Source organism: Streptomyces albidoflavus (assembly GCF_000719955.1).
Classification (GTDB): Bacteria; Actinomycetota; Actinomycetes; order Streptomycetales; family Streptomycetaceae; genus Streptomyces; species Streptomyces albidoflavus.
The window spans coordinates 24,556-47,784 of record NZ_JOII01000011.1; the positions used below are offsets into that span (position 1 = coordinate 24,556).

A 23,229-nucleotide genomic window follows, 5' to 3' on the forward strand; every position below is an offset into this window, starting at 1 on the left:
GACCATGTCCCGTCCCTTCGTGGTGGATTCAGCCTGCGCTGTCGGCCCGCTCCGGTGTGGCGGGCTGCTCGGCCACCACCTCGACCTGGTCGGCGAAGGGGGTCGTCGCGCTGTCCGGATCGGCCTCCCAGGGCAGGTCGACCACGACCGAGGCACAGCGGCCCGAGGAGTCGTGCAGGGCGCCGAGGGTCGCACCGGGCGCCAGCCCGACCATGACCGAGGCCGCCCGGGCCGGGGCGTCGGCGCCGGAGGGCTCGACGGTCGGCCAGTAGCCGTCCTCGCCGATCCAGGAGACCGGGGCGCTCGCGCACCGCACGTCCGCCAGCCGCGCCCCGGCGGTGTGCTCGACGAAGCGCTGCACGGCGCGCCGGGACGGCACCGGGTAGTCCGGCCGGATGCCGAGGGCCAGGTCGACGATGGCCGGTTCGACGGGCTTGCCGGTGGCCAGGTGCCACAGCATGGTGATCGCGTCGCCGGGGAGGCGGGCGGCCACCTCCATCAGCACCGGCTGGCCGTCGCGGAGCCGGAACTCGGCGTGGGTGATGCCGCTGTCGAACCGCAGCGCCTTGAGGATGGCGGCGTTGGCGCTGACCAGCGCGTCGGTGTGGGGCAGCGGGAGCTTGGCGGGGCTGGTGTGGCCGATCTCGGTGAAGTACCGGCTGCTGTCCTCGTTGGTGAGCTTGGCGGTGACGCCGCTCCACACCACCTCGCCCTGGTGGACCAGCGCCTCCACCGAGAACTCCGGCCCGACGACCAGCTCTTCGACCAGGATCGTCTCGTCGGGCTCGTAGGCGGCGAGCGAGGCCCGCAGCTCGGCGTCGTCGTCGACCCGCAGGACACCGGAGCTGAACATCCGCCCGGCCGGCTTGACGACGCAGGGGTACACCTCGGAGCTGGCGTTCTCCCGCTCGTGCGGGGCGAAGGCGCGCGAGACGGGGCCGTGGTCGCGCAGGATGACGCGCTGCATGACCTTGTTCCGGCAGACCCGCGCCGCCCAGGTGCCCGCCCCCGGCAGGCCCAGCACCTCGCAGAGCACCCCGACGGGGTCCACGAAGACCTCGCCGCTGCATATCACCCCGCGTACGTCGTAGTCGGCGATCCAGTCCTGGACCGAGGCCAGTACGCCGTCGACGGCGGCGTCGGGGAGCTGGCGGACGGTGGCGATGCGGGACAGCGGGTGGGTGCTGTCCGCCATGTGCCCGGTCAGCCTGGGCAGGTCGGTCACGGGGCCGACGACGACCAGGGGCGCCATCCCGCGCTCGGCGATGTCGGTGATCAGCCGGTGCTGGCGGGCCAGGGCCGGCAGGTCGCTCATGACGATCACGGCGGGCGGACGCTCGCTCTGACGGTTCAACAGAACTCCTCCAGACGGAATGCCGTCCCGGATCGGGCGCGGCGGCAGGGTGAGGGCGACCGGGAAACGGGGCGAGGTGTCCCGCGCTCGCGCGACGGCTGCCTGCCGGGATCATCAACTTCCCTGCTCCACACTGGTGTTGCGGGAGCAGCGGCGTACGCCACGGTACGTTCCGCGCGGAGGCCGATCAAGGCATATCGGAGTCATCTCGCCGTTTTTACCGGCACGTGGGAAAGTCGGGTCCGTACGCGCGCCGAAGGGGCGGGCCCGGCTACTGGCGGTAGCCCGCGAGGAAGCGGCCGATGCGGTTGATGGCGACCTCCAGGTCGTCGGCGCGGGGCAGGGTGACGAAGCGGAAGTGGTCGGGGCGGGGCCAGTTGAAGCCCGTGCCCTGGACGACGTGGATCTTCTCGCGCAGCAGCAGGTCGAGGACGAACCGCTCGTCGTCGACGATCTTGTACACGTCCGGGTCGAGCTTGGCGAAGGCGTACAGGGCGCCCTTCGGCTTGACGCAGCTGACGCCCGGGATCTCGTTGAGCGCCCGGTGGGCGACGTCGCGCTGCTCGGTGAGCCTGCCGGTCGGCAGGGTGAGTTCGGCGATCGACTGGTGCCCGCCCAGCGCGGCCTGGATGGCGTACTGCGCGGGCACGTTCGGGCACAGCCGCATGCCGGCCAGCATGGACAGGCCCTCCAGATAGTCCCTGGCCTGCTCCTTCGGGCCGGAGACCGCGAGCCAGCCGCTGCGGAAACCGGCGACTCGGTACGCCTTGGAGAGGCCGTTGAAGGTGAGGGTGACCACGTCGTCGCTGAGGGCGGCGAGGCAGTGGTGCTCGGCGTCGTCGTAGAGGATCTTGTCGTAGATCTCGTCCGCCAGGACCATCAGGCCGTGCCGGCGCGCGAGGTCGAGGATGCCCTCCAGCAGCTCCTTGGAGTAGACCGCGCCGGTCGGGTTGTTCGGGTTGATGACGACGATGGCCTTGGTGCGGTCGGTGATCTTCGCGGCGATGTCGTCGAGGTCGGGGAACCAGTCCGCCTCCTCGTCGCACAGGTAGTGCGTGACGCGGCCGCCGGCCAGCCGGACCACGGCCGTCCAGAGCGGGAAGTCGGGGGCGGGCACGAGGACTTCGTCGCCGTCGTCCACCAGCGCCTGGACCGCCATCTGGATCAGCTCGGAGGCGCCGTTGCCGAGGTAGACGTCGTCGACGGTGACGCCGGCGACCCCGCGCTGCTGGTAGTACTGCACCACCGCGCGCCGGGCGGGCATGATGCCCCGCGCGTCGCTGTAGCCGTGGGCGTTCGGCAGGTTGCGGATGATGTCCTGGAGGATCTCCTCCGGCACCTCGAAGCCGAACGGCGCGGGGTTGCCGGTGTTCAGCCGCAGCACGCTGTGCCCGGCCTCCTCCAGGGCGTTGGCCTGGTCGACCACCGGCCCCCTGATCTCGTAGCACACGTCCTTCAACTTGCCGGACTGTCGAAACATCATCTGCGGCCTCCCGACCGTGACTGGCACCGCGCCGCCGTGGCCACTTCGTTCTACCAAGTACCTACTTGGAAAGTCCAACCTTTTGATAGGCTGCGCGTCATGACGCGCCGAAGCTACGACCAGTACTGCGCCGTGGCCCGAGCCCTGGACGCGGTGGGCGAACGCTGGAGTCTGCTGATCGTCCGTGAGCTGCTGGCCGGCCCACGGCGCTACACCGACCTCCACGCCGACCTGCCCGGCGTCTCCACCGACATCCTCGCCACCCGGCTCCGGCAGCTGGAGAGCGAAGGCGTGCTGGAGCGCTGCCGGCTGGAACGCCCCGTCAACGTCTCCGCCTACCGGCTCACCCCGCGCGGTGAGGCGCTGCGCGGGGTGATCGAGGCCCTCGCCGCCTGGGGCGCGGAAGGGCTCGGCGAGCCCCGCCCGACGGAGGCGATGCGCGGCCACTGGTTCACCGGCCCCGTCACCGCCCCGGTCAGCCCCGGCCCGTGAGGGCGGGCTCAGCCGGACACGGCCACCGCCTCGTCCAGGAGGTCGAGCCCCTCGGCCAGTTCGTCGTCGGTGCTGGTCAGCGGCGGCAGGAGCTTGACCACCTCGTCGCGGGAGCCCGAGGTCTCCACCAGGAGCCCGCGGGCGAAGGCCGCGTCGGCGGTCCGCCGGGCCGCCTCCGGCTCCCGGAAGGCCAGCCCCCAGACCAGTCCCCGGCCGCGCACCTGGGCCACCCGTACCGGGTGACGACGGGCGAGTGCGGTCAGCCGCTCCCGCACGATCAGCCCGCGCTGCTCCGTCTGCTTGGCGAGCAGGTCGTCGGACCAGTACTCCCGCAGGGCGGCCGTGGCCGTCACGAAGGCCGGGTTGTTGCCGCGGAACGTGCCGTTGTGCTCGCCCGGCTCCCACACGTCCAGCTCGGGGCGGAAGAGGGTGAGGGCCAGCGGCAGGCCGTACCCGCTCAGGGACTTGGAGAGGCAGACGATGTCCGGGGTGATCCCGGCCGCCTCGAAGCTGAAGAAGGGCCCGGTCCGGCCGCAGCCCATCTGGATGTCGTCGACGATCAGCAGGATGCCCCGCCGGCGGCACAGCTCCGCGAGGTCGGCGAGCCAGGTGTGGCCGGCCGGGTTGACCCCGCCCTCGCCCTGCACCGTCTCCACGATGACGGCGGCGGGCAGATCCATGCCGCTGCTGCTGTCCTCGACCATGCTGTCCAGGAGTTTCAGCCCCGAGACCTGGCCGTCCCCGAACCCGTCGTAGGGCAGCCGCCAGGTGTGCCCGAGGGGCAGGCCCGCGCCCGCGCGTTTGGCGGCGTTGCCGGTGACGGCCAGGGACCCCAGCGACATGCCGTGGAAGGCCCCGGTGAAGGCGACGACCGTCTCCCGCCCGGTCACCTTGCGGGCCAGTTTGAGTGCCGCCTCCACGCTGTTGGTGCCCGTGGGGCCGGGGAACTGGACGCGGTACTCCAGCCCCCTCGGCACCAGGAGGCGGGCGGCGAACTCGGCGAGGAACTTCTCCTTGGCACCGGTCAGCATGTCGAGGCTGTGGGTGACCCCGTCGCGCTCCAGGTAGTCGATGAGCGCGCGCTTGAGCACCGGGGGGTTGTGCCCGTAGTTCAGGGCGCTGGCGCCGGCGAAGAAGTCCAGGTAGACGCGGCCGTCGCGGGAGGTCATCCGGCTGCCGCGCGCCTGCTCGAAGACGACGGGCCAGTTCCGGCTGTAGCTGCGGACTTCGGATTCGATGGTGGTGACGGTCATGAGGTGTCCTCGGGTGCGGGCTGCAACAGGAAGTCGCGGGGAGTGGGGAGTCGGGGCTCAAAGGCCCCTCGTTCAGGCGCCGCGCAGGGACGGCACGGTGAGGACCACCGTCGCCGCGAGGGCCAGCAGGACCAGGACGCCGGTACAGCGCAGCCCGGGCCCGCCACGGCGTACGGCGGCGACGGCGCCCAGGGCGTAGCCGGTCACCGCCGCGGCGGCCGGTCCCAGCAGGAGCAGCGGGATGCCGCCCTCCCGGGTGCCGAGCCAGGCGAAGACGCAGCAGGCGACGCCGACGGCCGCCACCAGGGCCCGGGAGGGGCCCGCTCCGTCGGGGCGGAGCCGCGCCGCGATCCGGGCGGCGGTACGGACGTTGGTGAAGCAGTAGGAGAGCAGGACGGCCGTGGCGGCCCCGGCGAGCACCCAGCGCAGCGGCGCCGCCGCCGGGTCCCGCCCCGGCGGGCCCCCGGCGGCCTGCTGGACGGCGGCGAGCCCCAGGTGGACGACGGCCACCCCGGCCGCGCCCAGGGCGACGCCCCCGGCCACGCTGCGGGCCCCGGCGGCCGTGCCGGGGACGGCCGAGGTGACCACCTCCCAGCCGACCCCGGCGAAGAACAGCGCGGCCAGCGCCAGCCACCAGGCCCCGGCCCCGGTGAGCCCCGGGGGCGCCAGCGAGGTGGGCGCGCCCGCCGCCGCCTGGCCCGGCACGGACCAGGCGACGCAGGCCAGCGCCACCGCCCCGGCGGCCCAGGGCCGGAGCCGCAGCACCGCCGCCGGGAGCTGGAGCGGGGTGAGCGCCGCCGCCACCGCGACCACGAGCAGGGCGAGGGCGAGCAGCAGGCCCGCCGTGCCCGGCCGGGGCGGGGCCCCCTGGGCCGCCGTCAGCAGGCAGGTCGCGGCGAACCAGGCGATGGCCGCCTGCCCGGCGGTGAAGGCGACCGCGAAGACGCCGTCCACCGCCCGCGCCGCCCAGCCGCCCAGCAGGGCGCCGACGGTCCCGGCCAGGGTGGCCGGGGTCAGGCGCGTACGGACCAGCAGTGCCAGCAGGAGGCTGACGGTGGCGCCCAGCACGAGGTGGGCCGACCAGACGAGCAGGGCGCCCTCGCCCGTCAGCGAGGCGACCACGGAGGGCATGACCAGCATGCCCGCACCGAGGACCCCGGCGGCGACCTGTCCGGCGAGCGCCGGCGCGGGTGGGTGGCCGGTGTTCCGCACGCAGACGGCTTCGCTCGTCGGCTCCATCAGAGGAGACGCTTCCGCAGGCTCTCGGCGATGACCTTGGCGCGCAGCGACAGCAGGCTGAACGAGCCCGCGTCGCCGATGCCGTGGCTGGACTCGCAGAGGCCGTTGAGGAAGAGCGTGGGCGTGTCGGGGTCCACCGTCTCCACCTCGTAGTCCTGGCCGACGGAGAGGTAGCCGTGGTCGTCGAAGGCGAAGGCGTCGGCGACCTCGCGCAGCAGCGCGGGGACGCGCTCCTGGTGGGCGGCGGGGCCCAGGTCGCGGAAGCCGGTGGCCAGCACGACGAAGTCGGCCTGGTGCTCCTCCGCCTCCCCGGTGGTCAGCTCCTCGACGTCGAGCCGGACCCCGTCCTCGCGCGCCTCGACGGAGCGCACCTGGCGGCTGCCGCTGACGAAGACCCGCTGGTTGCCGTCGAGCCGCTGCTCGTAGACGAGCCGGTACAGCTCGCCCAGCACATCGCCGTCGGCCGAGGAGTAGTTGGTCAGGCGCATGTACGCGTCGATGGCGTCCTTGCGCTCGCGCGAGGCCCGGTAGTAGTAGTCCGTGAAGCCGGGGAAGTACCCCTCCTCGCTGAACGGGCTGGTGTCCTTCTGCCGCAGCGTCACCGAGCGGACCAGGGTGGTGACGCGGGCGCGGGGGAAGCGGCGGGCGAGGTCGAGGGTGAGTTCGACGGCGCTCTGGCTGCCGCCGACGACGGTCACCGCACGCGGGGCGGCCTCGTCCTCCTCGCCCATGCCCAGGGCGCGCAGGGAGGGCAGGTAGCGGGTGAGGTGGAAGACGCGCGAGGAGTCCACGGCGTCGAAGGGTTCGGGGATGTAGGGGGCCCGTCCGGTGCCGACCACCAGGGCGCGGGCCTGGTGGGTCTCGCCGGCGGAGGTGGTGACGGTGTAGAGGGGGCGGCCGTCGGCGTCGCGGTCGACGGTGACGCCGGTGACGTGCACGCCGTAGTCGACCAGGTGGCCGAAGTGGCCCGCGGCCCAGGTGACGTACCGCGCGTACTCCTTGCGCAGCGGGAACTCCATCGGGACGTTGAGGTGTTCGAGGAGGCGCCCGTTCTCGAAGAGGTAGTTGATGAAGGTGAAGCGGCTGCGCGGGTTGCGCAGCGACACCAGGTCGCGCACCGGGTGGTTCTGGATGTCCGAGCCGTCGAGCATCATGGCGCTCTGCCAGGACGGCCCCGTCCTGGCCTCCAGGAAGTGCACGTCGAAGTCGCGGCCCTCTTCGTCGAGGGCGATGGCGAGGGCGAGGTTGGCCGGGCCGAAGCCGATGCCGAGCACGTCGTGGCAGCGGGTCACAGTTCCCCCTAGGGATGAGGCGGAAGATTGGGTGGATGCTCCGGTTCAGGTGCGCTCCGTCGCCCTCAGGCGGCGGCGGAACGGGCGGCCGTCACGACCGCTTCGGCGATTCGGCGGCCCGCTTCGGGCGCCGTCTTGACACCGGCTCCGTTCCAGCCGCGTACCGCCCAGACGTGCGGTACCCCGGTGGTTTCCAGGAGGCCGGCGGAGGGGCCGTACGCGTCCGCGGCGCGGACGGTGGTCAGGTGCGGCGCCGTCGGGAGCCACGGCAGATGGGCGGTGAGCGCGCGGGCGGTGGCCCGCGCGTGCTCGGGGTCGGGCCGCGCGTCGAGGGGCGGGTCCCAGACGAGGTGCGGCATGCCGATCAGGGTCCGGCCCGGGCCGGCCGGTTTGGCGTACAGCCCGGTGCGCAGGTCGACGAAGGTGGCGTGCGGGGGTACGGACGGGCGGCGTTCGACGATGCTGACCTGGATGGAGCGGGCCCGCACCGGCGAGCGGGGGCGCAGCCCGGGCACCGGGTCGGCCGCCCAGGGCCCGACCGCCGAGACGACGCTCCCGGCGAGGACCTCCCCCGCGTCGGTGACCACCACCGGCCGCCCGCCCCGGGCCTCCACCGCGCGGACCCGCACCCCGCAGCGGACGGTGGCCCCGTCGGCGGCGGCCTGCTCCAGCCAGTCCGCCGCCACCTCGGCCGGGGCGACCCAGCCCGCCTCCGGCTCGACCAGGGCGATACCGCCGGCCAGGTGGATGCCGGCCGCCTCGGGGCGGCGGGCCACCACGTGCGCGGAGGTGCCGAGCGTGCCGTTGATCCGGGCGGCCGCCTCCCGGAGCTCGGCGTCCTGGGCAGGGTCGGCCACCGTCACCGCCCCGGCCGCGTGCAGCGGGGAGCGGCCCGACGCCCAGCCCTCGGCCCTGCGGTAGACGGCCAGGCTGGGCGCGGCCAGTTCGGCGACGTCCGGGTCGGGGTCGTAGGCGCGGACCATGCCGCCGGAGGGACCGGTGGCTCCGGTGCCCGGCCGGGGCGCCTGTTCGAGGACGAGCACCGAGGCGCCCCGGCGGGCGAGGTGGTGGGCGACGGCGGCGCCGGTGATCCCGGCGCCCACCACCACGACGTCCGCGCGGCCGGGTAAGTCGCCGCCCGCCGGCCGCGCCCCCGTTCCGGCCGCGCTCACGCGTGCCCGCTCGCGGCCGCCGGCGCCGGCGCCGGTGCCGCGCACCGGGTGCCGGAGGGCAGGAAGGTCCAGTCGGCCTCGCGGACCGGCTCCCCGGGCAGCCCCAGCCACTCCCAGACCCGCTGGGCCAGGCCGGGGGTGATCGGCCAGGCCAGCGCGGCGAAGACCTTGGCGGCCAGGTACTCCAGGGCCAGGCTGGTGCGGGCCTCCTCGGCCAGCGAGGGGGTGGCCCGCAGCGCCTGCTCGGCCGCCCGGAACTCGGCGCAGCGGGTCACGAAGGACTCCAGCTGGTCGACGTAGCTGCGGGCGCTGAACGACTCCGGCAGCAGCAGGCCGTCGAGCTGGCGGGTGGCGAGGTTGAGGTACCGGTAGAACTCGCGGTGCACGTCGGTCCAGGCCCCGGTGCCCGGCACCACGGCGCCGTCCTCGCCGGCCGAGGCGGCGAAGCCGTCGAGCCAGGCGTGGGCCGCGCGGTACAGGGGGTCCTCGGTGAGCTGCCCGGCGCGCTCGGCGGTGATCCGGGTGACGCGGCCCTCCGGGGCCTCGCGCAGCAGGGCCAGGCGTACGGCGTCGGGGCCGGCGGCGGCCAGCGCGTCGTCGGCCCAGACGGCGTGGCCCCGGCTGGTGGAGAACTTCTCGTCGCCCAGGTGGAGGAACTGGTTGGTGACGAAGGCGGCGGGCAGGTGGTCGGCGAGGCCGGCGGCGAAGGCCAGGACCGGCAGCAGCACCGCGTAGTAGAAGCTGTTGTCGTAGCCGAGGAAGAGCGCGATCCGGGCCGGGCCGTTCTGCTCCGACTCGGTGCGGGCGGCGTCCAGGAAGGTGAGGGCGAGGTCGGCCCAGGCGTCGAGGGCCTGCCCGTCGCCCAGGTCCACGCCCCACTCGGTGGTGCGCCCCAGCCGGTAGGCCGGCAGCCCCTCGTCCAGCAGCCGCTCGACGAGGGTCAGCAGGTCGGGCGGGGTGTGGGCGAGACGCAGGTACTCCCGCAGCTCGGCGGCGTAGGCGTCGAGGTCCAGCCAGAGCGCCCGCTCGGTACGGGTGACGGCCTCGGTGCCGCAGATCCGGCAGTGGGCGGCGCTGAGTTCGCGCGCCTCGTTGGGGCGGCCGCAGGCTTCGCAGATCTCCCCGTCGCTGGCCGCGTCGCAGTGTGCGCAGCGGCCCCGGGCGAACGCCTGGTGCAGCGAGAGCGCGCAGGTGGGGCAGTAGGCGGTGGGCCGCTCCTCCTCCTTGGCGGCGGGCGAGGCGGCCACCTTCTCGAGCAGTTCCCTGATCCGGGCCCCGTGGCCGGGGTCGGCGGCGGGGCGGGTGAGCCGGTCGAGGGTGACGCCGGCCGAGCGCAGGGTCGCCACGATGGCGTCGCCCTCGGCGGTGGCCACCTCGGCGGGGGTGGTGCCGCGCAGGCGCGCGGCGGCGGCGACGTACGACTGGTGGTCGTCGGTGCCGGTGACGTAGCGGGCCTCGCGGCCCATGCTGCGCAGGGCGCGGGCCAGCATGTCGGCCCGGACGTAGGGGCCGGCGAGGTGGCCGAGGTGGAGGCCGCCGTTGGGCGTGGGCGGCGGGCAGAACACCAGGCTGCGCTCGGCGAGCTGGTCGCGCGGCGGGCTCTTCTCCAGGACGGCCACGGCGCTCGGGATGTGCTCCCAGAAGACGGAGACGATGTCGAAGGGCTCGTCGAAGTCGTTGCGGATCTCGTGGAAGCCGAAGGGCGAGAGGTGGACGACCTCGCCCGGCCCGAGCACCCGCTCCTCCTCGCCGAGGACGACGACGGCCTTGCCCGCGAGGACGATGAACATCTCGCCGTCCTGGTGGGCGTGGCGCTTGGAGACGGTGTGCGCGGGCACGCTGCCGAAGACGGAGCCGAACGGCAGCCCCTCGATGTCGGTGGCGGACAGCATGGGTTGCAGGTGCATCTCGTAGGACCAGCTCATCGCCGACCGGTCGAAGGCACGCGTGATCACAGGGACTCCCCCAGAGGTGTGAGGTGGAAGGGACGGTCCGGCGTCAGCCGTCCGTGCCGGGCCGCGTGGCGGGGCCGCGCAGCTTCGTCGGGGTGCCGTCGGGCCCGAAGGGCTTGCGGAGGGTGAAGGAGGTCGGCGTCGGGCCGTGGTCGTGCAGGTGCTCCAGCCGGCCGCAGGCGTCCTCCCAGGTGGGGATGGTGTCGTCGGCGACCCACCAGGCCGCGTACGAGGGCCACTCGGGCTTGAGGAACCACTCGTGGCGCCGGCTCAGGGTGGAGCGGTGGATTCCGGAGTAGACGAAGGCGAAGACGGATTCCAGGTCGGCCCAGAGGGAGAGCGTGGAGGCCCGGCTGTCGGTCTCGTCGGTCCGGCCGCCGGTGTAGAAGCGCGGCACCTCGAACTTGCCCCACTCCCCCCAGTCCCGGTCGAAGTTGGTGATGTGGCTCTGGCCGGGGTCCTCCTTGGCCCGGGCGAGGAACCCGGGGCTGCCCTCGGCCTCCTCGAAGGTGGGCGGCGTCAGGTCGTCGAACTCCTGGACCTCGGGGTCGCCGTACGGCTTCTTCAGGATCGCGAATGTCGTGAACGCGACGCGTGGCATCGGTCTCTGTCCTCCCATGGGTGTGGTGCGCGGCCGGACGCGGCCCGGCGCCTAGGGGGTGTCTTCAAATCCTGTGCGGTGTCCGCGGTGTCCGGTGCGTGCTCTCGGCACGCCGGGCGGAAGCTCTCGTACTGGACGTACTTGGGTTTCCGCCCGGTGTGGCGAGAGTGCGTGCCGGGCGCCGTGGGCGCCGTGCGGGATTCGAAGACACCCCCTACGTGCGCGCGGCGCGCTTGGAGCGGGCCATCAGCCCGCGCATGAACTCCCGCTGGAACTCGGCGGGCCGCACCATGCGCCCGGTCAGGGCCAGGTACTTCTGGCTCAGCTCCTGGCTCTCGCAGATGGTTTCGAACATCCGCAGCCGGGTGGCCTCGTTCTTGCCGACCAGGGAGTCCCCGCAGATGCCCTCGGCGTGCGGGAGGAGGTTCTCCTCGAACCGGCGGCGGTACTGGTCGAGGCCCTCGCGCAGGTCGTCGCCGGCCAGGGAGCGGCCGTCGAGGGAGTCGGCCAGCAGCTCGGCGGTGAGCAGCGCGAATCCGCAGCCGACGCCGGCCATGGCGTCCAGCGACAGGGCCGCGTCGCCGACGAACGGGACGGACCCGGCCACGGGCGCGCGGAGCTGGCTCGGGTAGTCGCTGTAGCCCAGCAGGGGGGACTCGGGGACGGCGTCGGCCACCGACGGGGCCTCGGCCAGGCCGTCGAAGTACTTGAGGAACTCCTCCATGCGGCTGTCGGCGCCGCGCCATTCGGCGACCCGCGCCTTGTCCGCGAAGAGGACCAGTTCGGTCCTGCCGCCGACCAGCGGGTAGGTGCAGGCCAGGTCCCACTCGTTCATGATGAAGACCGAGCGGTTGTCGGCCCGGGTGTCGATCCCGGTGAAGTAGCCGAAGAGCGCGACCCGTTCGTTGGGCCGGACCTCGGCCTCATTGCCGAGCAGCCCGGCCAGCCGGGAGCGGCGGCCGTCGGCGGCGACCACGAGCCGGGCGCGAAGGCGGTGGGTGCCCCGGGCGTCGCGGGTGTCGAGGGTCCAGCCGGAGTCGTCCTCGGTGACGCCCTCCACGGCGGTGTCGTCGAGGAAGTGGACGCCCCGCTGCCGCGCGGCCTCGCGGATCGCGGGGTCCAGGACCCGCCGTTCCAGGTTGAGCGCGTAGGAGTCCGGCTGCTCGGGGTCGTAGCCGGGGCCGGGGGTGTCGACCACGCCGCCGGGGGTGACGAAGACGGCCTTGGTGGTCACCGAGTGGGCGGGCTCGCTGAGGTGGCCGAGGCCGAGCCGGGCGAGGAGCGGGACCGTGTGCGGCTGGACGAAGTGGGTGCAGAGCTGCTTGTAGTGCTGGTCGGTCAGCGGCTTCTTGTCGAGGACGGTGACCCGGTACCCCTTCTCGGCGAAGTGGATCGCGGTGGCGCAGCCGGCGAGGCTGCCCCCCACCACCGCGACGTCCCACGTCGGGTCGTCGGGTATCTCAGTGCTCACAGGACGACTACCAACTCTCTGTTCGGGCTGAATCTCTCCATGGCGCATGTGCTGCGGGTACGTCCTGGGGTGCCGGTCAGCCGGCGCAGCCGCAGGCGGCGTGGTGGACCTGGTGGGCGTGGCCCTGCCCGGCGGCGTGGCCCTCGGTCGGGTAGCCGTCCCGCTTCCACCAGTCGAGGCCGCCGATCAGCTCCTTGACCCGGAAGCCCGCGGTGGCCAGCTTGATGGCGGTCTTGGTCGAGGCGTTGCAGCCGATGCCGTCGCAGTACGCGACGTAGAGCGACGCCTTGGAGAGGCCGGCCAGCGACTCCTGGGAGATCGAGCGGTGCGGGATGCTGATCGCCCCGGCGATGTGCTCGGCCGCGTACGCCTCGCTGCTGCGGCCGTCCACGACGACCAGGTCCTGCCCGGACTCCAGGGCGTCCCGCAGGTCGGCGGAGTCGGTCTCGTACGCCAGTTTGGCCTGGTAGTGGGCGAGTTGGGCGGACTGCTCGCGGGAGCCGCCCGGGTCGGCGGCGGCCACGGTCTGCTCCTCGGGCTCCTCGGGGGCGCCCAGGAACCGTTCGGCGATGGCGTAGAGGTCGCCGAGGGTGCTCGGGGTGACCAGGGAGTCGGCGTGTTCGCCCAGGTCGACGCCGGCGTCCTCCAGCAGCGTGACCAGGACGCTGATGGTCAGCAGGGAGTCCATCCCCAGGGTGTTGAGCGGGGTGTCGTCGGGCAGCGGGGCGAGGTCCACCGGCTTGCCCAGCGACGCCTCCAGGTACTCGGCGACCTTGTCCTTCACCACTGTGGTCACAGCTCCACCTCTTCAAGGGTCTCGACGGCACCGTCGGCCGTCAGCGCGAAATAGTGCGAGTTCGACTGCTCGGCCGCCGTCGCGAGCCGCTGGATCAGCTCCGGTTCGCCGGCTTCGGCGGCCGCTTCCGTGGGGGCCCAGCCGAGCAGGGCCGGGCGCAGGGGTTCGGGCAGGGCGCCGCGCAGGTGCTCCACCGCGTCGGCGACCACCCGCCGGTCCTTCGCGAGGAGGACGAGGGCGAGCACCTCGCGCTGGTGGCGCGGGATCACGGCCACGGCCGCGCCCTCGGCGCCGGGGCACTCCAGGGCGGCGCGGCGGATCTCGGCGAGGTGGGTCCGGCGCCCGGCCAGCCAGGCGATCTCCTCGGCGTACCGGTGCAGCACGAGGGTGCCGTCCGGGTCGCGGGAGCAGAGGTCACCGGTCCGGAACCAGCGCGTGCCGTCGGTCTCGACGACGGTACGGGCGGTCTCCCCGGGCTGGTCGAAGTAGCCCCGCATGACCTGCGGGCCGCCGACCCACAACTCGCCCACCTCGCCGGGTTCGCGGAGTTCGGCGCCGTCCCGCACGAGCCTGGCCCGGGTGCCGCGCAGGGGCCGGCCGACGGGGCAGGCGGTGGTGCGGTCGGCGTCGGAGGGGCCCAGTTCGTGGGTGAGGCTGAAGATGGTGGCCTCGGGCGGGCCGAACGCCTGGACGAGGCGGACCTGCGGCAGGTTCTGGAGCCAGGGGCGCAGCACCGCCGGTTCGCAGACCTGGGCGCCCGTCATGACCAGTTCCAGGGACGGCAGTTTGGCCGGGGTGATCTGGCGCCCGTCGCCGGTGATCTGCGTCAGCATCACGGTGACCGCCAGCAGGTGGGTGAGGCGCTGCCGGGCGAGGACCGAACGGATCACGGCGCCGGCCGGCAGAGAGCGGAACTGGTGGACGAAGGCGCCCACCGACAGCGGGAGGACCGTGTCGAGGAGCGAGACGTCGAAGTGGAACGGCGAGAGGCTCAGCACGCGGGACTCCGCCGTCAGGCGCAGCACCTCGTTGTGGCCGCCGAAGTGGGCCAGCAGGGCGGCGACGCCGATCTCGGCGCCCTGCGGCTCACCCGTCGCACCGGAGGCGAAGACGAGGTAGGCGGGGTCCTCGGGCCGGTGCGCCACGGTGGCGTGCGCCGCGTCGGTCCCGGCGAGGGCCTCGTCCAGCTGCTCCTTGCCGAGCCACGGGGCGGCGAGCGCCGGTTCCCGGTCGTCCAGGGCGAGGACGGCGGCCGGGGCCAGGCGGGTGAGCAGGGAGTGCAGACGGGGTGCGGGCTCGGCGGCGTCGAGCGGGACGTAGACCGCGCCGCGCTTCCAGACCGCCATGATGATCATGGGCATGACAGCTCTTTTCGCGGCCAGGACCACGACCCGGTCCCCCGGGCCCACCCCCAGCCCGGCCAGCCGGGAGGCGAGGGCGAGGGCGCCCCGCTCCAGCTCGGCGAAGGTGTGGCTGTCCGTCCCGTCGTCGATCGCGGTGCGGTCCGGCCACTTCCGGGCCGGGGCCACCAGCAGATCGCCGAGAGCGGGCGGGGTGCCGGCCCCGCCGGCGGAATCGTTCGACCACGGCGGCAGTACGGCCGCCTCGGCGTTGGCTACCACGCTCAGCGCGCTCCTTCCGGAGGAAATGCGGTCCGGGCGATCTCGGCCACCGCGTCGCGGGCCGAGGCCACCTTTCCGGCGTACAGGCAGAAGTCGTGCGGGAGGTCGGGGAAGTGGAGGTGGCGCAGGCCGTCCGGGCGGTCGGCCGCGCGCTGCCCGGCGAAGGCGAGCCCCTCGTCCCGGAGCACGTCGCACCCGGCGGTCACCACCGAACAGGGGGGCAGCAGGGCCAGGTCGCGCTCCGGCAGGGCCAGCGGATCGAAGTGGCGGGAGCGGAAGAAGGGCGTCAGCGCGGACTTGAAGAGCCGCATGCTGTCCCGGTCGAGGAAGTGGCCCTCCCCGTAGGCCCGGTAGGAGTCGCGCTCCGTCTCCAGGTCGAGGACCGGGTAGAGCAGGACGAGGCGCGAGAAGACCCCGGGCAGGGCGCGCAGGGCGAGGTAGAGGGCGAGCAGGCCGCCGACGCTGTCCCCGGCGAGGACGATCCGGGGCGCGGTCAGGGTGCGGCAGCGGGCCGTGAGCTGCGCGGCCAGCCGTTCCACCGACTCCTCGACGGTGTGCTCGGGCACCTTGAGGTAGTCGAACGCCTCGACGGGCGCCCGTAATCGGGTGGCCAGGGTGCGCAGGAAGGGCTGGAAGACCTCGGTGGAGTAATAGACCATCCCGCCGCCGTGGAGGTAGATCACCCACGGGGCCCGGGGGTCCTCCACGGCCGGGCGGATGACCACCGAGTCCTCGCCCTGCTCGGCCGAGGCGCCGTCGTCCGGGTCGGGGTCGCCGCCGAAGCGGGCGATCCAGCGCGCGGCGTTGAGCCGGTCGGTGACCGGAGAGCCGGTGGTGGCCGGCGCCCCCATGATCTTCCTGGCGGCGGCGAGGCGGCCGAACTCCGGGTGTAACGCGCCTGTCCGCGTCTCATCCATGGGCGTCCCCGTCGACAGGTTCGGCCTCTCCGGCGGGGGTGAGCACGTAGTGCGTGGCGCTCGCCTCCCGGGCGGCCTCGGCGAGCCGGCGCATCAGCAGCTTCTCGTCGGTCTTGCCCGTCGAGGAGACCGACAGCTCCGGCGACCAGGCGACCAGGGTCGGCCGCATGTACGTGGGCAGCAGCTCCGCCAGCCGCTTCTCGGCCTGGGCCACCACCGCCCGGTCCGGCGCCATCACCACCAGCGCGATCACGTCGTGGCCGTGGCGCGGGACCACCGCGACGGCCGCCCGCTCGACGCCGGGGCAGCTCAGCACGGTCTGCCGGATCTCACCCAGGTGGATACGGCGTCCGGCCAGCTTCACCTCGTCGTCGTCACGGCCACGGAAAACGATGTCACCCCCGGCGTCGTAGGCGCAGAGGTCGCCGGTGCGGTAGTGGCGGACACCGTCCACCTCCACCACGCGCCGCGCGGTCTCCTCCGGCTGGTCGAAGTAGCCGCGCATCACCTGCGCGCCCCCGATCCACAGCTCACCGGTCCGCCCGGGTTCGCGGATCTCGCTGCCGTCCTCGGCCACGATCCGCGCCACCACCCCGCGCAACGGCCGTCCGATCGGGTACGAGCCGACCCGCTCGTGGTCGGCCTCGGCGATCTCGTGGGCGACGCAGACGATGGTCGCCTCGGTGGGCCCGTAGACGTTGATGACCCGGACCGCGGGGAGGCCGGTCTTCCAGACGTTGATGACCCCCGGGTCGCAGACCTCGGCGCCCGTCATCACCATCTCCAGCGCCGGGAACGTCTCCGGGGAGACCTGGCGCCCGCCCTCGGTGATCATCGTCAGCAGGGTGGAGACGGCGATGAGGTGGGTGATCCGCTCCCGCGTGATGACCGCCCGCATGATGGCGCCGGCGTGGACCCCGCGGAACTGGTGGACGTAGGCCCCCAGCGACAGCGGCAGCAGCGTGTCCTCGATCGACACGTCGAAGTGGAACGGGGAGAGGCTGAACACCCGGGACTCCGGGGTGAACCGCAGCACCTCGTTGTGCGCGCCGAAGTAGGCGACCAGGTTGGCGACGCTGATCTCGACGCCCTTGGGCTCCCCCGTCGATCCCGAGGTGAAGATGATGTACGCCGTGGACTCCGGCCGGTGCGGCACGGTCGGCCACGGAGCGGCCGGCGCCGTGAGGATCGCGTCCAGCTCCCCGCGCCCCGCCCAGGGCACCCCGTCGGCCACGGGCTCCCGGTCGTCGAGCGCGAGCACGGCCTTCGGCCGCAGCCTGCCCAACAGCCCGCGCAGCCGCGGCTCGGGCTGGGCGGCGTCGAGGGGGACGTAGACGGCGCCGCACTTCCAGATCCCGATGGCCAGCACGGGCATGGTCGCGCACTTCTCGGCGAGGACCGCCACCCGGTCGCCGGGGCGGACGCCCTGCCCGGCCAGCCAGGCCGCCAGCGCCTGGGCCTGGGACTCCAGTGCGGCGAAGGTGAGGCCGGTGCGGCCGTCGTGGAGTGCGGGGCGCTCGGGCCACCGGCTCGCCGCGGCGGCGACGAGGTCACCCAGCGCGGGCGCCGTGTCGGCCTGGTCGGCCGCGTCGACCGACCACGGGGGAAGTGGGGCCGGCGCGGCCTGGGGTATAGGGCCTGTCGTCACGAGGCTCCCCGTTCGTCGGTGTCGTAGTGGAAGCGGAGCTTGGGCTTGCCCACGGCACCCATGCGCCGGTAGAAGCCGATGCCGAGTTCGTTGCCGGGCGGCGTCTGCCACTCGGCCCACTCGCAGCCCTGGTCGCGGGCGAACTCCCGCAGCCGCTCCAGGAAGGCCCGGCCCAGGCCCAGGCGGCGGTAGGGCTCCTGGAGGTAGAGACAGTCCAGGTAGGCGAAGCGCCGGGCGCTCCAGGTGGCGAAGTCGGTGGTGACGGTCATGAAGCCGCAGGGCGTGCCGTTGTCCGTCGCCACCCAGCCGTGCAGCGCGGGCCGCTCGGCGAAGAAGGCCGAGCGCCACCGCTCCACCTGGCCGTCCTCCGTGAACTCGGCCTCCTCGTACGCCGCGTGCTCGCGGCACAGCTCCAGCAGTGCGTCCAGGTGCCCCGGCTCGACCGGTTCCACCTTGATGTCGTGGTTCACACCCACCCCGAGAACGTCGTGCCCAGGTACGCGTCGAGCGTGGCCTGGTCCAATGTGCCTTGCGCCAGGACGGTGTTGACCCACGCGTCCCGTTCGAACTTGATGATCTCCAGCTCCCAGACGCAGGCGACCAGGTCCCGCTGGGCGAGCGGCGCGAAGACCGTCTCGCCGCCGGCGCCGGTGACCGCCCCGCGCACCCGGTGCCGGAGCATGTCGGCGTCGTACCACTGGCTCACCAGGAGGTAGTCGGCCTGCGCGCCGCGGTGCAGGATCAGGAAGCCGGCGGGGTGGTCCTCCTCCTGGAGGGGCTCGTCCAGTACCGAGGCCGCGTGCCGCCGCAGCCAGCCGGGCTCGGGGAGTTCGCGGTTCCGCTCCGGATCGGCGAACATCGCGTACGCCTTGAGGGTCCGGCCCCCCGCCTCCACCGGCGGAAGCGCCGTGACCAGGCGCGGTACGTAGGTCAGTGGGTTCATGGGGTGGCGTTCCCCGCCCGCAGGTTCTCGGCCATCTCCATCACGCGCAGTTCGCTCCCGGAATACTCGGATCTTCGCTGACGGAAGGCGTCTTCAAACATCCTGAGCATCTACCGCGAGGATGCTGATGACAACGCCCGCACTAATTACACAGTCAATCAAATACCGCAGGGCCTTCATCCCCGTTAAGTACGCCAGTTCGAGGACCCGACACGCCATAAGAGCACACGCCCCCAAGCCGCGCAATCACCTTCCGGAACTCGCCTTCCGTCGGCCACGTCACACTCACCTCCCGGTAACACCCCGCACAATCCCCGGCGGAACCCCGGAGGGACCGCGCACCGTAACGGCGTCCCGGAGCCCCGGCGCACCCCCTCGTACCGGCGGTACCATCTGCCGTCTACAGCTGGGTAGTTGGCCAAAAAACGCTGGTGTGGCGCCCGGGCACGCCAGGCCCGCGGGCTCCCCGTCCAGAGTGTGGAATTCCGGTCCCGACCGGCCCTGCGGGGCGGGACACATTCGCCCACCTCGCCCGTCCCCTCGCGGGGATATTCATTGGATATTCATAAGACGACCCGGAGATCGGTTCTCCGTCTCGTAAGATCCGCTGACGTTCAAGAGCGGGACAACGAAGGGGAAGGCATGCGATTCAAGCCACTCACGAAGACGCGATCATCACTGGTCGCGACTTTCGGCGGGCTTCCGGACGGCTTCTGGTGGCTCTGGACCGCGCAACTCATCAACCGGGCATGCGGCTTCATCATGCCGCTGCTCGCGTTCTACGTCACCGACGAGCTGGGCCGTGACGCGGCCTTCGCCGGCACCGTCGTGGCCGCCACCGGCGTCGGCTCGCTCGCGGCGGGCCCGTTCGGCGGGATCCTCGCCGACCGGCTCGGCCACAAGCCGACCCTCGTCGGCGCCCAGGCCGCCACCGCGGTCTGCATGGTCGCGCTGGCCTACGCCAGGTCGCCCTGGGCCCTGCTGCTGGGCGCCTTCGCCGTCGGGCTCGCCAACAACGCCACGCGCCCCGCGCACAACGCGCTCATCTCCGAAGTGGTCACCCCGGAGCACCGGGCCCGCGCCTACTCGCTCAACTTCTGGGCCATCAACATCGGTTACTCGGTGGCGATGCTCTCAGTCGGCCTCGTCACCTTCACCGGCTACACCGCGCTGTTCTGGCTCAACGGCGCCACCACCCTGATCGGCGGCATCCTGATCGCGGCCCGGGTCCCCGGCGGGCGCCCGACGCCGCCACCGCCCGACGCCGAGAAGGGCGAGGGGTTCGGCGCGGTCCTGCGCGACCGGACCTTCGTCGGGTTCGTGGTGGCCGAATTCCTGGTGCTCACGATCCTCTACCAGTCCGAGGCGGGGCTCCCGATCGCCATGGGCCAGGACGGTTTCTCGCCCAGCACCTTCGGCCAGGTGGCCGCGCTCAACGGCATCGTGATCGTCCTCGTCCAGCTCCCCCTCACCCGCTTCTACAAGCGGTTCCCCGAGTCAGGGGTGCTGGCCGGCTCCTCGGCGCTGATCGGCGTCGGCTACTCCGTCCTCCTCCTCGGCGACTCGGCCTGGATCTACGGCCTCTCGGTCGTGGTGTGGACCCTGGGCGAGATCGGCAACACCCCCACCAGCTTCACGATCGTGGCCCGCATCTCCCCCGACCACCTGCGCGGCCGCTACCAGGGCCTCTACCAGATGGCCTGGACCGGCTCCCTGGTGGTGGCGCCCCTGATCGGCGGCGGCGTCATCCACAACTGGGGCGCCACTCCCCTCTGGATCGGCTGCCTGATAGTCGGCCTGGCCGCGGCCGCCGCCCAGCTCGGCATCGGCACCCGCCTCGGCCGCCGCGTCACCGAGGAACCGTCCGAGGCCACGATCCCCGCCCCCGCCTCCCCCGCCGCCGAGAAGAGGCCGGCCACCGAGACCGACGGCTGACCCACCGGCCCCACCACGACCGAAGGCCCAGTCCGGAACCACTCCGGCCTGGGCCTTCCCCGAGCCCCCTGTCGGATTCGAACCGACGACCTACGCATTACAAGTGCGTTGCTCTGGCCATCTGAGCTAAGGAGGCGTGCCCGTGCAGTGTACCCATCGCGGGGGCGGGGGCCGGGTGGGTTTCCCGGGGGGTGCGGGCGGGATCGTTACCGGTCGGGGCATGATCCTTGTTCTGCGGGTACTGACAGAATCGCCGCGACCGGGTAGCTTCCAGGTGGTCCGCTTCGGTGGACTGGACCAATCACCCGCCACGGGAGTCCCCGGGGCGGTTCACCTTCTTTACTCGGATCGTCCGGCACGTTCCTGCCGGTGAAGGGGGCCTGTCACCATGGCCACGGTTACGTTCGACAAGGCGACGCGCATCTACCCGGGCTCGGAGAAGCCCGCGGTGGACCAGCTGGAGATCGAGATCGCCGACGGGGAGTTCCTCGTCCTGGTCGGTCCCTCCGGCTGCGGCAAGTCCACCTCGCTGCGGATGCTCGCGGGGCTGGAGGACGTCAACGGCGGCGCCATCCGCATCGGCGACCGCGACGTCACCCACCTGCCGCCCAAGGACCGGGACATCGCCATGGTGTTCCAGAACTACGCGCTCTACCCGCACATGACGGTCGCCGACAACATGGGCTTCGCCCTGAAGATCGCCGGCGTCAACAAGAGCGAGATCCGCGCCAAGGTCGAGGAGGCGGCGAAGATCCTCGACCTCACGCCGTACCTGGACCGCAAGCCCAAGGCGCTCTCCGGCGGTCAGCGCCAGCGTGTGGCGATGGGCCGCGCGATCGTCCGGGAGCCGCAGGTCTTCCTCATGGACGAGCCGCTCTCCAACCTCGACGCCAAGCTCCGCGTCTCCACCCGTACCCAGATCGCCTCGCTCCAGCGGCGCCTGGGCATCACCACGGTCTACGTCACCCACGACCAGATCGAGGCCATGACGATGGGCGACCGGGTGGCCGTCCTCAAGGACGGGCTGCTCCAGCAGGTCGACTCGCCGCGCAACATGTACGACAAGCCGGCCAACCTCTTCGTCGCCGGCTTCATCGGCTCGCCCGCGATGAACCTCATCGAGGTGCCGATCACCGACGGCGGCGTGAAGTTCGGCAACTCCGTGGTGCCGGTCGACCGGGACGCGCTGAAGGCCGCCGCCGACCGCGGCGACACCACCGTCACCGTCGGCGTGCGCCCCGAGCACTTCGACGTGGCCGAGCAGAACGGCGCCGCCGCCGAGGCGCTCACCAAGCAGAGCTCGGGCGCCCCGGCCGGTCTCGCCGTCACCGTCAACGTGGTCGAGGAGACCGGCGCCGACGCCTACGTCTTCGGCAGCGTCGACCTGGACGGCGGGTCGAAGGACCTGGTCATCCGCGTCAGCAGCCGGGCCGTCCCGGAGAAGGGCGCCACCGTGCACGTCGTCCCGCGCCCGGGCGAGCTGCACGTCTTCGCCACCTCCACCGGCGAGCGCCTCAGCTGACCGCACCCCGCACCGCACCCGGCAGGGCCGGTCCCCCGCAACACGCGGGCGGACCGGCCCTGCCGGCGTTTTCCCACGCCTTCCCCACCTTGCGTCAACTTCACACCCCGAAAAACCCGAGCGCCACAACTCGATCGAGTGACTAAATGTCGCCAAATCATCACTTGCCGCTACTCTCAGGCGCGTGAACCACACCGCTCGCCGCATCGGCCGCTCCCTCGCACTCGTCCTCCCCGTCGTCCTGGTGCTGTCCGGGACGTTCGCGGTCTCCCACGTCAACTGGTCGGGAAACCCGGCCGACTCCGTCCTCACCGCCTCCTCCGAGGACGCCTCCGTCCCGGCCAAGCCCCGCGCCGCCCACGACGTGCTGCGCGACAAGCTCCTCCTGGAGCTGCACGAGAAGGACCCGGGCGAGGCGCTCACCTCGCTCCAGCGCGCCGTCGACCGCAAGCCCTCGCTCGCCCGGCACTGCGTCTCGCTCGCCCGCGCCCTCGGCAAGGCGGCCGTGAAGACCTACGGCGCCACCCGCGCCCAGTCCTTCGCCCGCCCCGTCTGCGACACCTCCTTCGCCTCCGGCGTCGCCCAGTTCGGGTGACCGCGCCCGCCCCCGCCCCGCAGCCCCCGCCGGCCAGGCCCACGCAGGCGGTCGTCCTCGCCGGCGGGCAGGGCACACGGCTGCGCCCGTACACCGACGACCGCCCCAAACCGATGGTGGAGATCCCCGGCACGGGCACGCCGATCATCGGCCACCAACTGGCCTGGCTCGCCGCCGAGGGCGTCACCGACGCCGTGATCTCCTGCGGGCACCTGGCCGGGGTGCTGCAGGAGTGGCTGGACTCCGCCCCGCTGCCCCTGCGCACCCTCACCGTGGTCGAGGAGGAGCCGCTCGGCCGGGGCGGCGCCCTCAAGTACGCCGCCACGCGCCTGCCGGACCCCGGCGCGCCCTGGTACGCCACCAACGGCGACATCTGGACCCGTTTCCCGCTCGGCGAGATGGCCGCCTTCCACACCGAGCGGGACGCGCTGGCCACCCTCGCGCTGGCCCGGCCGCGCATCCCCTGGGGCGCCGTGGAGACCGACGCCTTCGGACACGTCACGGACTTCGTCGAGGCGCCCCCGTCGCCCTTCCACATCAACGCCGGCGTCTACGTCTTCGCCGCCGCCTTCACCGCGCTGCTGCCCGAACGCGGCGACCACGAGCGGACCACGTTCCCCCGGCTGGCCCGCGAGCGCCGCCTCGCCGGGTACCCGATCCCGCAGGGCGCCTACTGGCGGGCCATCGACACCGCCAAGGACCTCACCGAGGCTGCCGCGGAGCTGGCCGCGTACCCAGGCCGCTGAGCCGGACGGCGGAGCACACCCGGCCGTCCGGCGCAACGACGTACACCACACGCTCTGGCGGGAACGCCCCACCCGCCCCGGGCGTTCCCTGGGGACCGACCCAGCTCATAAGGAGAGAAAGCGTGTCCGCCAGTCCGACGGACCCTCCGGGGCACAGTCCCCGACCATCCCGCCCACATCATGATCAAGGCACTCG

Annotated in this window: 20 protein-coding genes and 1 tRNA gene; 5 read left to right on the plus strand and 16 right to left on the minus strand. The window is 72.9% G+C overall.

The genetic code is table 11. The features are described from left to right. Positions 1 to 28: 28 nt before the first annotated feature. A complete protein-coding gene (locus IF45_RS0114365) occupies positions 29 to 1,354 on the minus strand; it encodes an ATP-grasp domain-containing protein (protein ID WP_030307760.1) in 1,326 nt (441 codons plus the stop codon). Between the two features lie 271 nt (positions 1,355 to 1,625). Further along, a complete protein-coding gene (locus IF45_RS0114370; RefSeq protein ID WP_030307762.1) occupies positions 1,626 to 2,837 on the minus strand; it encodes a pyridoxal phosphate-dependent aminotransferase in 1,212 nt (403 codons plus the stop codon). Between the two features lie 99 nt (positions 2,838 to 2,936). On the opposite strand from IF45_RS0114370, the gene IF45_RS0114375 reads away from it, so the two are divergent. Then, positions 2,937 to 3,329 (plus strand): winged helix-turn-helix transcriptional regulator, encoded by a 393-nt coding sequence (locus tag IF45_RS0114375; RefSeq protein ID WP_008409833.1) that lies wholly within the window; start codon positions 2,937 to 2,939, stop codon positions 3,327 to 3,329. 8 nt (positions 3,330 to 3,337) lie between these two features. Here IF45_RS0114375 and ectB read toward each other — a convergent pair whose 3' ends face one another. From ectB to IF45_RS0114440, 13 genes are all read right to left on the minus strand, one after another. Beyond that, on the minus strand, positions 3,338 to 4,582 hold the full coding sequence (gene ectB, locus IF45_RS0114380; RefSeq protein WP_008409831.1) for a diaminobutyrate--2-oxoglutarate transaminase: 1,245 nt from the start codon (positions 4,580 to 4,582) through the stop codon (positions 3,338 to 3,340). A 72-nt stretch (positions 4,583 to 4,654) separates the two neighbouring features. Further along, positions 4,655 to 5,821 carry a hypothetical protein gene (locus tag IF45_RS0114385; RefSeq protein ID WP_030307764.1) on the minus strand — a complete coding sequence of 389 codons (1,167 nt, stop codon included), beginning with the start codon at positions 5,819 to 5,821 and terminating at the stop codon, positions 4,655 to 4,657. Then, positions 5,821 to 7,113: a lysine N(6)-hydroxylase/L-ornithine N(5)-oxygenase family protein gene (locus IF45_RS0114390; protein WP_030307766.1), complete on the minus strand. Its 1,293-nt coding sequence runs from the start codon at positions 7,111 to 7,113 to the stop codon at positions 5,821 to 5,823. Before IF45_RS0114390 ends, IF45_RS0114385 begins: the two co-directional genes overlap by 1 nt. A gap of 65 nt (positions 7,114 to 7,178) precedes the next feature. Beyond that, the gene (locus IF45_RS0114395; RefSeq protein ID WP_256671083.1) at positions 7,179 to 8,219 is read right to left on the minus strand and encodes an NAD(P)/FAD-dependent oxidoreductase; all 1,041 of its coding nucleotides are present in this window, start codon (positions 8,217 to 8,219) and stop codon (positions 7,179 to 7,181) included. A gap of 62 nt (positions 8,220 to 8,281) precedes the next feature. Then, positions 8,282 to 10,240, minus strand: coding sequence for a class I tRNA ligase family protein (locus IF45_RS0114400; protein ID WP_030307769.1), 1,959 nt, complete (start codon positions 10,238 to 10,240; stop codon positions 8,282 to 8,284). A gap of 43 nt (positions 10,241 to 10,283) precedes the next feature. After that, the gene (locus tag IF45_RS0114405) at positions 10,284 to 10,838 is read right to left on the minus strand and encodes a DUF3291 domain-containing protein (RefSeq protein ID WP_010643576.1); all 555 of its coding nucleotides are present in this window, start codon (positions 10,836 to 10,838) and stop codon (positions 10,284 to 10,286) included. A 214-nt stretch (positions 10,839 to 11,052) separates the two neighbouring features. Next, positions 11,053 to 12,309 carry an NAD(P)/FAD-dependent oxidoreductase gene (locus IF45_RS0114410; RefSeq protein ID WP_030307773.1) on the minus strand — a complete coding sequence of 419 codons (1,257 nt, stop codon included), beginning with the start codon at positions 12,307 to 12,309 and terminating at the stop codon, positions 11,053 to 11,055. 76 nt (positions 12,310 to 12,385) lie between these two features. After that, the gene (locus IF45_RS33545) at positions 12,386 to 13,105 is read right to left on the minus strand and encodes a rhodanese-like domain-containing protein (RefSeq protein ID WP_008409816.1); all 720 of its coding nucleotides are present in this window, start codon (positions 13,103 to 13,105) and stop codon (positions 12,386 to 12,388) included. Beyond that, positions 13,102 to 14,727 carry an AMP-binding protein gene (locus tag IF45_RS0114420; RefSeq protein WP_030307776.1) on the minus strand — a complete coding sequence of 542 codons (1,626 nt, stop codon included), beginning with the start codon at positions 14,725 to 14,727 and terminating at the stop codon, positions 13,102 to 13,104. Before IF45_RS0114420 ends, IF45_RS33545 begins: the two co-directional genes overlap by 4 nt. 2 nt (positions 14,728 to 14,729) lie before the next feature. After that, positions 14,730 to 15,644 (minus strand): alpha/beta fold hydrolase, encoded by a 915-nt coding sequence (locus IF45_RS0114425; RefSeq protein ID WP_030307778.1) that lies wholly within the window; start codon positions 15,642 to 15,644, stop codon positions 14,730 to 14,732. Continuing rightward, positions 15,637 to 17,292, minus strand: coding sequence for an amino acid adenylation domain-containing protein (locus tag IF45_RS0114430; protein WP_003949831.1), 1,656 nt, complete (start codon positions 17,290 to 17,292; stop codon positions 15,637 to 15,639). Before IF45_RS0114430 ends, IF45_RS0114425 begins: the two co-directional genes overlap by 8 nt. Continuing rightward, positions 17,289 to 17,768 (minus strand): GNAT family N-acetyltransferase, encoded by a 480-nt coding sequence (locus tag IF45_RS0114435; protein WP_003949830.1) that lies wholly within the window; start codon positions 17,766 to 17,768, stop codon positions 17,289 to 17,291. The genes IF45_RS0114430 and IF45_RS0114435 overlap by 4 nt, the downstream gene beginning before the upstream one ends. After that, entirely contained in the window at positions 17,759 to 18,235 is a 477-nt protein-coding gene (locus tag IF45_RS0114440; protein ID WP_008409806.1) for a hypothetical protein, read from the minus strand. Before IF45_RS0114440 ends, IF45_RS0114435 begins: the two co-directional genes overlap by 10 nt. Before the next feature lie 642 nt (positions 18,236 to 18,877). Between IF45_RS0114440 and IF45_RS0114445 the strand changes: the two genes are divergently transcribed. Next, entirely contained in the window at positions 18,878 to 20,170 is a 1,293-nt protein-coding gene (locus tag IF45_RS0114445) for an MDR family MFS transporter (RefSeq protein WP_008409804.1), read from the plus strand. Positions 20,171 to 20,232: 62 nt separating this feature from the next. Here IF45_RS0114445 and IF45_RS0114450 read toward each other — a convergent pair. Further along, positions 20,233 to 20,306, minus strand: a tRNA-Thr gene (locus IF45_RS0114450). A 252-nt stretch (positions 20,307 to 20,558) separates the two neighbouring features. Between IF45_RS0114450 and IF45_RS0114455 the strand changes: the two genes are divergently transcribed. The 3 genes from IF45_RS0114455 (at position 20,559) to IF45_RS0114465 (ending at position 23,033) form a co-directional block, all read left to right on the plus strand. Then, positions 20,559 to 21,692, plus strand: coding sequence for an ABC transporter ATP-binding protein (locus IF45_RS0114455; protein ID WP_008409802.1), 1,134 nt, complete (start codon positions 20,559 to 20,561; stop codon positions 21,690 to 21,692). A gap of 184 nt (positions 21,693 to 21,876) precedes the next feature. Continuing rightward, positions 21,877 to 22,287: a hypothetical protein gene (locus IF45_RS0114460; protein WP_003949808.1), complete on the plus strand. Its 411-nt coding sequence runs from the start codon at positions 21,877 to 21,879 to the stop codon at positions 22,285 to 22,287. Continuing rightward, positions 22,284 to 23,033, plus strand: a complete 750-nt coding sequence (locus tag IF45_RS0114465; protein WP_003949807.1) for a nucleotidyltransferase family protein — start codon at positions 22,284 to 22,286, stop codon at positions 23,031 to 23,033. The genes IF45_RS0114460 and IF45_RS0114465 overlap by 4 nt, the downstream gene beginning before the upstream one ends. The last annotated feature ends 196 nt before the right edge of the window (positions 23,034 to 23,229 follow it).

What these genes read in the sequence shown, in the direction of transcription:
- IF45_RS0114370 (WP_030307762.1), bottom strand. Translation starts at nt 2,837, where the DNA reads ATGATGTTTCGACAGTCCGGCAAGTTGAAGGACGTGTGCTACGAGATC.
- IF45_RS0114375 (WP_008409833.1), top strand. Translation starts at nt 2,937, where the DNA reads ATGACGCGCCGAAGCTACGACCAGTACTGCGCCGTGGCCCGAGCCCTG.
- ectB (WP_008409831.1), bottom strand. Translation starts at nt 4,582, where the DNA reads ATGACCGTCACCACCATCGAATCCGAAGTCCGCAGCTACAGCCGGAAC.
- IF45_RS0114385 (WP_030307764.1), bottom strand. Translation starts at nt 5,821, where the DNA reads ATGGAGCCGACGAGCGAAGCCGTCTGCGTGCGGAACACCGGCCACCCA.
- IF45_RS0114405 (WP_010643576.1), bottom strand. Translation starts at nt 10,838, where the DNA reads ATGCCACGCGTCGCGTTCACGACATTCGCGATCCTGAAGAAGCCGTAC.
- IF45_RS0114425 (WP_030307778.1), bottom strand. Translation starts at nt 15,644, where the DNA reads ATGGATGAGACGCGGACAGGCGCGTTACACCCGGAGTTCGGCCGCCTC.
- IF45_RS0114440 (WP_008409806.1), bottom strand. Translation starts at nt 18,235, where the DNA reads ATGAACCCACTGACCTACGTACCGCGCCTGGTCACGGCGCTTCCGCCG.
- IF45_RS0114445 (WP_008409804.1), top strand. Translation starts at nt 18,878, where the DNA reads ATGCGATTCAAGCCACTCACGAAGACGCGATCATCACTGGTCGCGACT.
- IF45_RS0114455 (WP_008409802.1), top strand. Translation starts at nt 20,559, where the DNA reads ATGGCCACGGTTACGTTCGACAAGGCGACGCGCATCTACCCGGGCTCG.